Source organism: Mesorhizobium sp. M0910 (assembly GCF_040319465.1).
In the GTDB taxonomy this organism is placed as follows: domain Bacteria; phylum Pseudomonadota; class Alphaproteobacteria; order Rhizobiales; family Rhizobiaceae; genus Mesorhizobium.
In genome coordinates this window covers 382,121-393,786 of sequence record NZ_JAMYNZ010000007.1, presented here as the reverse complement: position 1 = coordinate 393,786, position 11,666 = coordinate 382,121, and the positions used below count along the sequence as shown (strand labels likewise).

General features: G+C 65.0%; 14 protein-coding genes and 2 pseudogenes. 4 read left to right on the top strand and 12 right to left on the bottom strand.

What is annotated here, in order from left to right:
* Positions 1-589 (bottom strand): annotated as a pseudogene (locus tag NKH78_RS20300) (helix-turn-helix domain-containing protein); the annotation flags it as partial.
* Between the two features lie 180 nt (positions 590-769).
* Here NKH78_RS20300 and NKH78_RS20295 point away from each other — a divergent pair.
* Positions 770-1,570: an SDR family NAD(P)-dependent oxidoreductase gene (locus tag NKH78_RS20295; protein WP_352737892.1), complete on the top strand. Its 801-nt coding sequence runs from the start codon at positions 770-772 to the stop codon at positions 1,568-1,570.
* A 107-nt stretch (positions 1,571-1,677) separates the two neighbouring features.
* Here the strand turns inward: NKH78_RS20295 and NKH78_RS20290 are convergent, their stop codons facing one another.
* From NKH78_RS20290 to NKH78_RS20275, 4 genes are read right to left on the bottom strand one after another with little or no spacing between them, the layout of a single operon-like run.
* Positions 1,678-2,103, bottom strand: coding sequence for a DUF1178 family protein (locus NKH78_RS20290; RefSeq protein WP_352691004.1), 426 nt, complete (start codon positions 2,101-2,103; stop codon positions 1,678-1,680).
* Positions 2,100-2,984: a carbon-nitrogen hydrolase family protein gene (locus NKH78_RS20285; RefSeq protein ID WP_352649345.1), complete on the bottom strand. Its 885-nt coding sequence runs from the start codon at positions 2,982-2,984 to the stop codon at positions 2,100-2,102. The genes NKH78_RS20290 and NKH78_RS20285 overlap by 4 nt, the downstream gene beginning before the upstream one ends.
* Positions 2,985-2,994: 10 nt before the next feature.
* Entirely contained in the window at positions 2,995-3,264 is a 270-nt protein-coding gene (gene grxC / locus NKH78_RS20280; RefSeq protein ID WP_254816699.1) for a glutaredoxin 3, read from the bottom strand.
* A gap of 37 nt (positions 3,265-3,301) precedes the next feature.
* Positions 3,302-4,102 (bottom strand): ComF family protein, encoded by an 801-nt coding sequence (locus tag NKH78_RS20275; RefSeq protein ID WP_352777788.1) that lies wholly within the window; start codon positions 4,100-4,102, stop codon positions 3,302-3,304.
* 54 nt (positions 4,103-4,156) lie between these two features.
* Between NKH78_RS20275 and NKH78_RS20270 the strand changes: the two genes are divergently transcribed.
* Positions 4,157-5,029: a methyltransferase domain-containing protein gene (locus NKH78_RS20270; RefSeq protein WP_352737894.1), complete on the top strand. Its 873-nt coding sequence runs from the start codon at positions 4,157-4,159 to the stop codon at positions 5,027-5,029.
* Positions 5,030-5,077: 48 nt separating this feature from the next.
* Here NKH78_RS20270 and NKH78_RS20265 read toward each other — a convergent pair whose 3' ends face one another.
* The 5 genes and pseudogenes from NKH78_RS20265 to argJ form a co-directional block, all read right to left on the bottom strand.
* Positions 5,078-5,257, bottom strand: coding sequence for a Flp family type IVb pilin (locus NKH78_RS20265; RefSeq protein WP_352476309.1), 180 nt, complete (start codon positions 5,255-5,257; stop codon positions 5,078-5,080).
* A gap of 126 nt (positions 5,258-5,383) precedes the next feature.
* Positions 5,384-5,688: pseudogene (locus NKH78_RS20260) on the bottom strand (hypothetical protein).
* Between the two features lie 126 nt (positions 5,689-5,814).
* Positions 5,815-6,237, bottom strand: coding sequence for a (deoxy)nucleoside triphosphate pyrophosphohydrolase (locus tag NKH78_RS20255; RefSeq protein ID WP_352491816.1), 423 nt, complete (start codon positions 6,235-6,237; stop codon positions 5,815-5,817).
* Complete coding sequence (locus NKH78_RS20250; RefSeq protein ID WP_352737895.1) at positions 6,234-7,013, bottom strand: GNAT family N-acetyltransferase; 780 nt, start codon at positions 7,011-7,013, stop codon at positions 6,234-6,236. Before NKH78_RS20250 ends, NKH78_RS20255 begins: the two co-directional genes overlap by 4 nt.
* On the bottom strand, positions 7,013-8,254 hold the full coding sequence (argJ, locus tag NKH78_RS20245; protein WP_352883609.1) for a bifunctional glutamate N-acetyltransferase/amino-acid acetyltransferase ArgJ: 1,242 nt from the start codon (positions 8,252-8,254) through the stop codon (positions 7,013-7,015). Before argJ ends, NKH78_RS20250 begins: the two co-directional genes overlap by 1 nt.
* A gap of 180 nt (positions 8,255-8,434) precedes the next feature.
* Between argJ and NKH78_RS20240 the strand changes: the two genes are divergently transcribed.
* Positions 8,435-9,661 carry a caspase family protein gene (locus NKH78_RS20240; RefSeq protein ID WP_352737897.1) on the top strand — a complete coding sequence of 409 codons (1,227 nt, stop codon included), beginning with the start codon at positions 8,435-8,437 and terminating at the stop codon, positions 9,659-9,661.
* A 3-nt stretch (positions 9,662-9,664) separates the two neighbouring features.
* Here the strand turns inward: NKH78_RS20240 and NKH78_RS20235 are convergent, their stop codons facing one another.
* Complete coding sequence (locus tag NKH78_RS20235; RefSeq protein WP_352737898.1) at positions 9,665-9,901, bottom strand: putative antibiotic biosynthesis monooxygenase; 237 nt, start codon at positions 9,899-9,901, stop codon at positions 9,665-9,667.
* Between the two features lie 109 nt (positions 9,902-10,010).
* On the opposite strand from NKH78_RS20235, the gene NKH78_RS20230 reads away from it, so the two are divergent.
* Positions 10,011-10,667, top strand: a complete 657-nt coding sequence (locus tag NKH78_RS20230; protein ID WP_352737899.1) for a TetR/AcrR family transcriptional regulator — start codon at positions 10,011-10,013, stop codon at positions 10,665-10,667.
* Positions 10,668-10,710: 43 nt separating this feature from the next.
* Here NKH78_RS20230 and NKH78_RS20225 read toward each other — a convergent pair whose 3' ends face one another.
* Entirely contained in the window at positions 10,711-11,628 is a 918-nt protein-coding gene (locus tag NKH78_RS20225; RefSeq protein ID WP_352691016.1) for a peptidylprolyl isomerase, read from the bottom strand.
* Positions 11,629-11,666: the final 38 nt, after the last annotated feature.

Here is an 11,666-nt window from a genome sequence, read left to right as displayed (position 1 = left end):
GCCCCCCCACGTCCCTCCCAGACACCCCCGGCCTGATGCGGCGGGGGTGCCCGCCGCGGCGCGCCCCCCGGGCCCCCAGCTGGTCGCGGGGGCGCCCAGGACCGGTCCGCAAGCGGCGGATGGCGATGCCGGCGACAGCCAGCTCGTGGGCGGCCCGCGATGCCGGCGGCAGCGGCGAGGGATCGAAGCCGTCCAGCCTGCGCTCGGCTTCGTCGAGATGGCCGATCAGCAGCAAGCGCCGGACTTCGAGGTTGCGCGCATGTGCGGCATTGACGCGGTCGCCATGCCTTTCAAGCGTCGCCCGCGCGGCGTCGAGTGTCTTGGCCGGCCAGGCGAGGTCCCGCGAGACGAGCGCGATCTCGGCCTCGGCGACTATACACCTCGCGCGGGCCACGGCCTCCCTCGGGCTGAATGCGTGTGCCGCCCTTTTTAGAAGAACCTTCGCCCGAACCAGGTCGCCAAGCTGCGCCATTGCGATACCGCGCAACGCCAGTGCCGGCGCATCGTCGCGCAGCGCAACCCGCTTCAAGGCGCCGAGCGGATCGCCCGCCGCAAGCGCATGCGCCGCGGCCGTGATCAGCGAGTCCATCGGAATCCCGTCACACTTGTCACTCCCATGGCTTCGACATCCGGCGCTAAGTCCATCTCACCAACCAGTCGTATCGACAACGGCGACTGTAGCCAACCTGAGTTGCGGCGCGCCAACCTTGAGTCGCGGCTAGATTGTGCACTGGGCTCGAACGCAACGATAAGCACTAGGAGAGACGCAGTGAAGATCGAAGGTACAGCCATCCTGGTGACTGGCGCCAATCGGGGCATCGGTCGGGCACTGGTCGAGGAAGCCCTGAGCAGAGGCGTAAAGCGCGTCTATGCCGCAACTCGCCAATCCATGGCCCACCCGGACCGGCGTGTGACGTCCCTGACCATGGATGTGACCGACGTTGCGCAGATCCGGGAGGCCGTCGAGAAGATCGATGCTCTCGATATCCTCATCAACAACGCCGGCGTATCGCCCTTCGATGACCTCAGCGACCGTCGTGTGCTCGAACAACAGCTCGCCGTAAACCTCTTCGGCTCGTACGACGTTACCCAGGCTCTGCTGCCGTTGCTGGCCCGGTCGCGGGGAGCCATCGTCAACATTCTGTCGCTGGCCTCGATTGCCGCCGTGCCGTTCAGTCCGGCTTACTCGATCTCCAAGGCGGCCTCGTTCTCGCTGTCGCAGTCGTTGCGCACGCTCCTGGCCGGACAGGGTGTCAGCGTCCACAGGGTCCTTCCTGGCCCCGTGGACACGGACATGACCCGGGGCCTGGACATAGCGAAGGCCTCTCCGGAGACTGTTGCGCGGGCAATCCTGGACGGCGTGGAGAATGGCGAGGAGGAGATCTTCCCCGATCCCATGTCGGAATCCGTGGCGGAGGGCTGGCGCAGCAGCGCGGTCAAGGCGCTTGAACGCCAGTTTGCAGCCTATGCGGAAGCAAGCCCGGCAAGGGAAGCAAGCCCGTCGAGCAGTGGGCATGAAGGAAAGAGCGAAACGATTACCCGCGAGGCCCATCCTTGCTGCTCGGCCTGAAACTGCGGACGCTTATGCAGGGGTCGCGGCATCGCCGCCCCTCGGCGCCGCCCCGACCCCTCACGGCGCGCAGAGATGCCTCCTGATGTCCGGAGCAAGTTGACCGATCAGTTGCGGTCGTCGGGGAAACTTGGAATAGGCAAGAATTCGACGCCATCCTCGGCGAGGCTCTTGGCCTCCTCCAGCGTCGCCTCGCCATAAATGCCGCGCGGATCGCTCTCGCCAAAATGGATCTTGCGCGCTTCCTCGGCAAATTTGTCGCCAACATAATCGGCGTTCTCGCGCACCTTCTCGGCAAGCGCCTTGAGCTGCGCCAGCGCCTGCTTTTGTGCCTCGCCCATGGCCAGCGCGATCTTCTCCTGGCCGCGCCCGGTCGAGACGGCAGGCGCCATCAGCGCCTTCTCGACCTTGTGCGAGCCGCAGGCCGGGCAATCGATGAAACCGCGCCTCTTCTGTGTGTCGAAATCGTCGTTGCTGCGGAACCAGGCCTCGAATTCGTGCTCGTGTTCGCAGATCAGGGAAAAGCGGATCAAGAGGCGGCACCCCTGAGCGGCATTGCCTCCGCCGAACCGGCGTTTACGGCAAAATCGCGTGCGTTTTTGAGATTCGGTATCTTCTTGCGCGCGGCGACTGACTGCACCGGGTCGATCTCGGCGACAATCACCGCCGGCTCGTCATGCGCCGCCTCGGCGACGATGCGGCCCCAGGGATCGACGATCAGCGAATGGCCATAGGTTTCGCGGCCGTCCTCGTGCACGCCGCCTTGCGCCGCGGCAACCACATAGGCGCCGTTCTCGATGGCGCGCGCCCTGAGCAGCACATGCCAATGCGCTTCGCCGGTCTGGCGGGTGAAGGCGGCGGGCACCGAAAGCAGATTGGCGCCGGCCAGCGCCTCGGCACGGAACAGCTGCGGAAAGCGTAGATCGTAGCAGACGGCAAAGCCGAGCTTCACGCCATTGATTTCGGCGACGACGGCCTCGGTGCCAGGCTCATAGGCGGCGGATTCGCGCCAGCTCTCGCCATTGTCGAGATCGACATCGAACATGTGGATCTTGTCGTAGGTGGCAATCGTGGCACCGTCCGGCCCGAACAGAAGGGCGCGGTTGGCAAGCTTGCCGTCGGCGCGCAGAATGGCGGTCGAGCCGATATGCAGGAAGATGCCGAGCTCCTTGGCCAGCCTCCGCGACGTCGAGACGACGATGTCCTTGTCTTCGGATGTGAAGGAAGCGGCCCGCGCTTGGCTGTCGCGGATCAGCGCGCCGGTCATTTCCGGCGTCTGGACATAGGACGCGCCAAGACCTGCCGCCTCGCGGACCAGCCGTTCCAGATCGACCGCATTGCGCTCCGGACTGGTTCCCGAACGCATCTGGATCGCCGCAGCCTTGAAAGCACCCCCCGTCTTGAAAGCACCCATGGTCATGTCCTTACCTGGTCGAGCCGTTGGCGAGCAATCCGTCCAGCCGTCCTTCCGCCTCCAATTCGTGGAGATCGTCAGAGCCGCCGACATGCGTGTCGCCGATGAATATCTGCGGAAAGGTGGAACGGCCATGGGCCCGGGAAATCATTTCCTGGCGCAGTTCCGGCGAGAAGGAGGCGTCGTGCTCGGTATAGGCGACGCCCTTCCTGTCGAGCAGCCGTTTGGCCGCGGTGCAATAGCCGCACATCATCCGCGTGTAGATCGTCACATCGACCATCGGTCAGCAATCCTGCCTCGTTCTGCTGTCATATAGGCTATATAGGCGCCGATTCGTCGGCCCGAAAGTCCCCCGGCAGCACGCGCGCGAAGGTCAGTACGTCGACCGCGCCGGCACCGCCCTTCTTCAATGCCTTGGCGACCGCGCGGACGGTGGCGCCGGTGGTGTAGACATCATCGATCAACAGCACCCGGCGGCCGGCGATTTCGATCTCCGCCTCATCCGGCACTTTGAATGCGGCGCGAACATTTTCCTCGCGTTCCCGCCGCTCCAGCCCGACTTGCTGGCGCGTGAGTTTGACGCGCTTGATGCCTGATGGCGCGAAAGGCCGCTCCCCGAGCTGCGCCACCGCCCGCGCCAGTTCCGCGGACTGGTTGAACTGCCGTCGGAAGAAACGCCGCCAGTGCAGCGGCACCGGCACGACCACGTCGGCCTCGGCGATGAGCTCGGCACCGGCGCGAAGCATCCAGCGCGCCATCCACGGCGCCAGATCGGTGCGGTCCTGGTATTTCAGCCCTTGCACCATCTGGCGGGCAACGCCGGAATAGGCGACCGCCGCCCGCGCGCGCTCGAACGGCGGCGGGTCGGCTATCGCCTCCGCCGACAGGAAACCCTCACCCATACTGTGGGTGAACGGCGTGCCCATCACCGGGCACCATGGCCGTTCCAGCAGCCTGAGTTTCGGCCAGCAGGCGCCGCACAACACGCCGGGCTGCGAGACATGGCGGCGGCAGCCGGCGCAGACCGGCGGGAACAAGAGGCGCGCCGGCCAGCCCAATGCCTTGCGGGCAATGCTCTTGATCGCAATACGCTTGATCTCTGGCATGGGATCGGCCACGTGGTTGGTCCTCCGCATCACTATATCAGAGAGCGAAGCACAAGGACCTGCCCATTGCAGCCTGTAATCGACACCTCGCTCTGGCTGGCGCGCAAGCGCCGGGCACTGACCCGTCCCATCGCCGGCGCGGATTTCCTCATGCGGCGGGCGGCCGAGGATCTGGCCGACCGGCTCGGCGCCGTCGAACGCAGGTTCGGCAAGGCGGCCTCATTGTTTTGCCAGACGCCGGCAGCAGCAGAGGTGCTCGCCGAAAGCGGCAAGGTGACGGAAAACGTGCGCGTCGAGGCCGACGCCGCTTTCCTGGCTGGCCAGCCAGGAGTAGTAGCGCCGTTGGAAACCGTGCCATTCGAACCGGAAAGCCTCGACCTCGCAGTCTCGCTGCTGTCGCTGCAGGCGATGAACGACATTCCCGGCATGCTGGTGCAGATCCGCCGGGCGCTGAAGCCGGACGGGCTTTTCCTCGGTGCCTTCGCCGGCACAGGTACGCTTTCCGAGCTGCGCGAAAGCCTGCTTGCCGCCGAGACCGAGCTCTATGGCGGCGCCAGCCCGCGTGTGATCCCGTTCACCGACGTCCGCGACGCCGGCGCGCTGCTGCAGCGCGCCGGCCTGGCACTGCCGGTTGCCGACGTCGAGACGATCACGGTGCGCTACGATTCGCTATTTGGCCTGGTCGCCGACCTGCGCGCCATGGGTGAGACCAGCGCGCTTGTCGACCGCAGCAGGCGGCCGGGCACGCGAGCGCTGTTCGCGCGCGCCGCCGAAATCTATGCGGAGCGGTTTTCGGATGCCGATGGCCGCGTCAGGGCGAGTTTCTCGGTGGTCTGGATGTCAGGCTGGGCGCCCGATGCCTCTCAGCAAAAGCCGCTGAAGCCGGGCTCCGCAAAAATATCGCTGAAGACAATCCTGGAAAACCCCGGCGGCCCCTGAGCGTATCCTTGCGCAAAAGCTAAGCGTATCCCATCAAAGCTAAGCGGGTCACTGCGCAAAAGCGTTGGCAAGCCTGCTGCTGTTGTCGCTGAACAGCCACTGAATCGCATCGGCAGCCCGGCCGACACCAGCGACAATGGCAAGCGACAGCACGGCAACGATCAGACCATATTCGATAACCGTCGCACCCCTCTCGTCTTCTAAAAATCGTTGCAGCAAGATTTTCATGGGCGCCCATCCCTCTTGCCCGAACCTAGCGCCGACCCGTTAAGAAAGGTTAACGTGACAGGCTTAACGCGCGGTGAACCAGCCGCATTCTAGGAAACAGCCGAATCCTAGATAGTTGTTGAGGAGTCAGCAGTCGCCGCTGCTTCTGCCATCGGCCCGTATAACGCAGACCGAACTGGGCAGCGGCTGCAGCACGCTCTTGCGGAGCGATAGCTATCGCGCTGGCCGATCGAGCCGGTGCTCATCGTATCAAGCCCATCGCGGGCAAACTGCGAGCGGGTCCGGCTGTCGAGGTAGGGCGTCGCGATCAAGGCCAGAGCCACCGCGGCCGAGCCGAACAAAAGGGCGATGCGCAATATTCCCATGCCGGCATTGGCCGCGCCAGGAAGGCGGTCGGGCCAAGGCGAGTCCCAGTCCTTGTCGAGGCTCATGCAAATCGCTCCCCAGCGGTGGAATCGGCGTAACCGCTTTGCGTCAATTTTTCACGACCAGATAAATCTTTCATTAATGCTGCCGATATCGCGTTGAGGAGTTGCCGGTTTACGGCAGGCCGGCCGTTAGAGCAGATCGATGAGGAACTGGATCAGCGGGGCGTCGGCCGGCGGCATTGGAAAATCGCGCATCTGGCGCGGCCGCACCCATTTCAGCACCTGGCCTTCCTTCGGCTGGGCAATGCCGCGGAATCGACGGCAGACGAACAGCGGCATCAGCAGGTGAAAATCGTCGTAGGAATGGCTGGCGAAGGTGAGCGGCGCCAGGCAAGGGATATCGGTCTCGATGCCGATCTCCTCGTACAATTCGCGGATTAGGCATTGTTCCGGCGTCTCACCGGGCTCGACCTTGCCGCCCGGAAACTCCCACAGGCCGGCGAGTTGCTTGCCTTCGGGCCGCTGCGCCAAGAGGACGCGCCCGTCGGCATCGACCAGCGCGCAGGCGGCGACCAGGAGCAGGCGTTTGCCGACCGTATCCAAGCCGCTCATGCGCCTTGTGGCCGGCGATAGTGATAGCGATAGACTTCGTCGAATCCGAGCGAGCGATAAAGCGCCAGCGCCGGCGCGTTGTCCGCCTCGACCTGCAGCCAGGCTTCCCGCGCCCCGCGCAGCCGCGCCCATTTCAACGCCGAACGGATGAGGTGGCGGCCATGGCCCTGGTTGCGCACCGACCTGTCGGTGGCAATCTCGAACAGGCCGGCAAGGTCGCCGTCATGCACGCAGATCAACGTCGCCAGCGGCTCGCTGCCGGCCTCCAGCGCAAACAGCCCGGCCTCCGGCTGGATGGCGCCGATGATCTCCGACAGGCCCGGCCGCAGCGACACATCAGAACCGCTCACCTTGAGCGCCGCGCCGATGAAACGGCTGATGTCCCTCAACGGAATCTGGTCCATGGCGTCGTCGAGCGCGGCGTCGGCGAGCGGCAGCCGCATGACCAGCGACTCCGCGAACGTGCTCCAGCCTTCGCCGTCGAGGTACTTTGAAAGATCAGGCCCCGACAGCGGTGAGATGCGAAAGGTCAGCGGCCTGCCATAAGCGTCGAAGCGGCGGCTGGCGCGACCGATGCGCTCGGCAATGTGCTGGATGTCGCCCGGATCGAGCGGATTGACCGAGTTCAGCCGCTTGGCCGGGTGGCCGGCCGTCAGCCGAACCACCCAGGTGCCGTCATAATGGACGGCGGCCGCCGGCCAGGCGCGGAAGCCGGCCGCCTCGTAGCGGCGCACGATCGCCAACACGCTTGCCGGATGTCTGGAAGCCAACGCCATCAGCTCCGATAATCGCCGTTTATGGCGACATATTCCTTGGTGAGATCGCAGGTCCACACCGTCGCCTTGCCGCGGCCGATGCCGATATCGGCGCGGATGCGGATCTCGTCGCGCTTCATATACGCCGAAGTCGCCTCCTCGGAATAGGCGGCGTCGCGCTCGCCCTGATAGGCCAGGCGGTTGTCGCCGAACCAGATCGACAGAAGGTCGCGGTCGGCCGGCTCGCCGGCCTTGCCGACGGCCATGACGACGCGGCCCCAATTGGCGTCCTCGCCGGCGACCGCCGTCTTGACCAGCGGCGAATTGGCGATCGACAGCGCGATGCGCTTGGCCGAGCGGGCCGATTTGGCCCCGGTGACGGTGACCTCGACCTGCTTGCGGGCGCCCTCGCCGTCGCGCACCACCTGCAGTGCCAGCGATTTCAGCACCTTGCCGAGGGCACGGCGGAAGGCGCCGAGGCGCGCATCCTTGGGGTCGGAAATTGCCGGCGCGCCGCGCCTGGCGGCAGCACCCGTGGCGAACATCAGCAGCGTGTCGCTGGTCGAGGTGTCACTGTCGACGGTAACCGCGTTGAAGGTCTTGGCCGTGCCGCGCGACAAGAGATCCTGCAGCACGGGTGCTGCGATCGGCGCGTCGGTGGCGACGAAGGAAAGCATCGTCGCCATATCGGGCGCGATCATGCCGGCACCCTTTGCGATACCGTTGATGGTGACGTCGGCATCGCCGAGCTGGACCGTCACGGTCGCCAGTTTGGGATAGGTGTCGGTGGTCGTGATCGCCTTGGCGGCTTCGGTCCACAATTCCGGCTTGCCGTCCTTGACTAGGCCGGCCAGCAGATGGCTGAACTTTCCGGCGTCGAGCGGTTCGCCGATCACGCCGGTCGAGGCTAGGAACACCTCGCCCGCTGTGCAGCCGGCCGCCTTCGCCGCCACCTCGCCCGTGAGTGCCGTCGAGGCGCGGCCCTTCTGGCCGGTAAAGGCATTGGCATTGCCGGAATTGACCACCAGCACGCGTGCCTTGCCAGCCACGAGGTTCTGCCGGCAGAAATCGACCGGCGCCGACGGGCATTTCGACCTGGTGAACACGCCGCCGACGGTGGTGCCGGCGTCGAACACCATGGCCAGCAAGTCGGTGCGGTTCTTGTATTTTATGCCGGCCTCGGCGGTGGCGATGCGCACGCCCTCGATCACCGGCATCTTGGGATATTTCTTCGGCGCGAGCGGCGAAACCTGTGCGGACATGGAAGACCCCGGGCGGGAAAAATCGAGAAAGGAACGCCGGTTTGCCCGATAGCACGCGCCGGCGCAAGGCGTTTTCACAGCCGTTATGGGTACCGGAAGCCTGACACCGCCTCATGCCGCAAGCAGGCTGTTGCAAATTTGTTGGTATCGCTGCGATCGATAGCGCTATGATCCTGCCCCATGGGCAGGCTTGTGGTCTTGGCACTGGCGTTTCTGGGCTTTCTGCTGCTGCGCGCCGATGCGCAGACGGCGCGGCGCGTAGCGCTTGTGGTCGGCAACGGCAGCTACGCCGAAGCCGGCACGCTGGCCAATCCGGTCAACGATGCGCTCGACATCGCCGACAAGCTGCGCACCATCGGTTTCGAGGTGATCGAAGGCAACGATCTCGGCAAGCGCGAGCTCGAGCGCAAGATCGGCGAATTCTCAGATGCGCTGCAAGGTGCCGGTGCCGGGCTGTTCTACTATGCCGGCCACGGCCTGCAGGTCGACGGGCGCAACTTCATCGTGCCGGTCGACGCCCGGTTGGACATGCCGGTCAAGCTGCAACTCGAGGCGGTGCCGATCGACGAGGTTCTCGACATCATGGAGCAGCAGACCAAGGTCAGCCTGGTCTTCCTCGATGCCTGCCGCAACAACCCGTTTGCCCGAAGTCTCAGCCGCGGCGCCACGACGCGCTCGGCGACGGCTCTCGCCGGCCTTGCCCAGTTCGAGTCGACACGCGGCTCCTTCATCGCCTTCTCGACGGCGCCCGGCGCTGTGGCAATAGACGGGACGGGGCGCAACTCGCCCTTCGCCGCGGCGCTTTTGCGGCACATGGCCGAGCCCGGACAAAGCATCAACGACATGATGATCGCGGTGCGCCTCGACGTCGTTTCCGCAACGCGCGAGTCGCAGCGTCCCTGGGAGCAGGGGTCGCTGCTCGAGCGTTTCGAATTCGTTCCGGGCGGAGACACTGCCCAGCAACCGAAACCGGCCGTCAGCCCGGCTCCCGCGTCGCAGGTGGCTGCGCTCGAACGCTCCGTCGGCGACGAGGGTGCCATCGAAAAATTCTTGCGCGAAAACTATCTGGCGCCTGATGCCAGGAGAATGCGCGAAACCGTCAAGCGGCTTTACGGTTCGTCGGCCACCATCTACGGCACGCGTTACGACAGCGAGGCCATCGTCAAGGTCAAGACCGACTGGTTCGCGCAATGGGCGTCGTGGTCGTTCGGTCTCGAGCCCGGCAGCCTCGAGGTGACGCCGCACGGTAAGGATCGTGCCGACGTGGTTTTCGCCATGAACTACGACTATGTGCCGAAAAACAAATCGGCGCAGCGCCTGACCGGCAAGGCGCGGGTGACGCTGGAACTCGTTCTGGCCGACGGCGAATGGCGCGTTGCGTCGGAAACGTCGCAAGCGCTGGAATGACCGTCACCGGACGGTCGGGTTGAGGAAGCCACGAAACATCCGCTGCACGCCCGGAATCAGTCCCCAGATCATGATCGAGACCATCAGCGGCGCGATGACCAGCGTACGCTGCCAGATCTGCCATTCCTGTGTCAGCAGAAAAACCACGTACAAAATGGCAGTGATCAGCGGATAGACGCCGAGCAGCACCAGCAGGGCGAAGCGCAGGCGCGAAAAACGTGTGGCGACGGCCGAAGTCATTGCTGTTCTCTTATCGTTACGGAACGTTTCGTTTCGTATAAAACGGATCGTTCCGTTTCGTCAAGAGTTGTATATGATGGCTGCTGAAATCGGGGGTAAGGACAAAGAAATGGGCGAAATCACCGATCCCGGACGCAGGTCAGCCGGCGCACGGCGCAGCCCCGAAAGCGCCGATGCCATTCTCGATGCCGCCGAGGCGGTGCTGGTCGAAGCCGGCTATTCCGGCTTCTCGATCGAGGCGGTGGCGCGCCGCGCACGCGCCGGAAAACCGACGATCTATCGCTGGTGGCCAAGCAAGGCCGCCTTGCTGCTCGACGTTTACCAGCGGCAAAAGCGCGTCGACAATCCCGATACCGGGAGCCTTGCGGAGGATCTCGTCGGCTTCCTGAAGAGCTTGTTCGCGCACTGGCGCGACACATCGTCGGGCAGCGTGTTCAGATCGCTGATCGCCGAGGCGCAGTCGGACGAAAAAGCCGCCGCCGCCCTTGCCGAATACGCGAGAGGGCGTCGTATCCACACCGGCCAGATGGTCGAACGCGCCAAGGCAAGGGGAGAGGTGGCAACCGATGTCGATGCCACTGTCGTCGCCGACCTCGTCGCGTCGTTTGCCTGGGCGCACCTTCTGACAGACCGCCTGGACGAGGACGAGGCGATCTTACGCAGGGCGGTCGGCTATATCTTGAAGGGCATCGTCGCTGAGGATGCCGGCGACGCCACGGCGGTCCGGCGGCGGCGTCGACGCATCCTCGCTCGCCCTACCAAATAGAAGCGACAGGGCGGCAGCGCGCCCTGTCGTAGCCCAATCTGGCTTATTTGGCGCTTTCCAACGCGTCGACCGTCTTCTTCAGGTTCGCATCGGGGATGTCGACCTTGGCGTTGGCACGCAGCGACTTGACCAGCGCGAAATACTTGTCGCGGATGACCGCCTGGCGCGCCTGGTCCTTGACCTGGTCGAACGCCGGCGGCTGCTTGGTGCGCTTGTCCTCAACCTTGATGACATGCCAGCCGAACTGCGACTGCACCGGCTGCTCGGTGTATTTGCCGACCGCCAGCGCAAACGCCGCCTTGTCGAACTCCGGCACCATCTGGCCAGGTCCGAACCAGCCGAGATCGCCGCCGCTGGTCTTGCCGCTCGGATCGCTGGTGTGCTCGTTGGCGAGTTTCTGGAAGTCGGCGCCGCCGTCGAGCTGCTTGATGATGGCGTCGGCCTCTTCCTTCGTCTTCACGAGGATGTGACGGGCGTGCACCTCGTTGGTGGGCGGCGTGTTGGCGATTTCCTGGTCGTAGCGGGCGCGGACCTCGGCATCGGTAACCTTGTCGATGACGCCCTTCTCGACCATTTCGCCATGCAGCGCGCGCTGCTGCAGGAAGGCCATGCGGCGCTGGAAGTCGGGATCCTTGTCGAGGCCGGTGGTCACCGCCTGAGCCGCCATGACGCGGATTTCAATCGCCGCCGACAGTGCCGCCGCGCGGCGCTGCTCGGGCGGAAGCTGCGCGAACTGCTGCGACAGCTCGCCCTCGGCAAGCCCAAGGTCTGCCTCGGTCAGCGTCTGGCCGTTGACGGTGGCGACCACGGCGTTCGGATCGACCGGCTTGGCCGCCGGGGCGGGTGCTGCCGGCTGGGCAGGGGCGGCTTCCTGTGCCATCAGCGGCGACAGCGAGAGGGCCGAGAGGCCGAATGCCAGACCAAGGCTGGCGAGCGACGCACGGCGGAACAACAAGGACATTACGATTATCTCCAAAGCGGGGTAGCTAGAGCGGAATG

Coding starts and splice junctions, on each gene's coding strand:
- NKH78_RS20240 (WP_352737897.1), top strand. CDS start 8,435: ATGGGCAGGCTTGTGGTCTTGGCACTGGCGTTTCTGGGCTTTCTGCTG.
- NKH78_RS20235 (WP_352737898.1), bottom strand. CDS start 9,901: ATGACTTCGGCCGTCGCCACACGTTTTTCGCGCCTGCGCTTCGCCCTG.
- NKH78_RS20230 (WP_352737899.1), top strand. CDS start 10,011: ATGGGCGAAATCACCGATCCCGGACGCAGGTCAGCCGGCGCACGGCGC.
- argJ (WP_352883609.1), bottom strand. CDS start 8,254: ATGTCCGCACAGGTTTCGCCGCTCGCGCCGAAGAAATATCCCAAGATG.
- NKH78_RS20225 (WP_352691016.1), bottom strand. CDS start 11,628: ATGTCCTTGTTGTTCCGCCGTGCGTCGCTCGCCAGCCTTGGTCTGGCA.
- NKH78_RS20265 (WP_352476309.1), bottom strand. CDS start 5,257: ATGAAAATCTTGCTGCAACGATTTTTAGAAGACGAGAGGGGTGCGACG.
- NKH78_RS20285 (WP_352649345.1), bottom strand. CDS start 2,984: ATGGGTGCTTTCAAGACGGGGGGTGCTTTCAAGGCTGCGGCGATCCAG.
- grxC (WP_254816699.1), bottom strand. CDS start 3,264: ATGGTCGATGTGACGATCTACACGCGGATGATGTGCGGCTATTGCACC.
- NKH78_RS20255 (WP_352491816.1), bottom strand. CDS start 6,237: ATGAGCGGCTTGGATACGGTCGGCAAACGCCTGCTCCTGGTCGCCGCC.
- NKH78_RS20250 (WP_352737895.1), bottom strand. CDS start 7,013: ATGGCGTTGGCTTCCAGACATCCGGCAAGCGTGTTGGCGATCGTGCGC.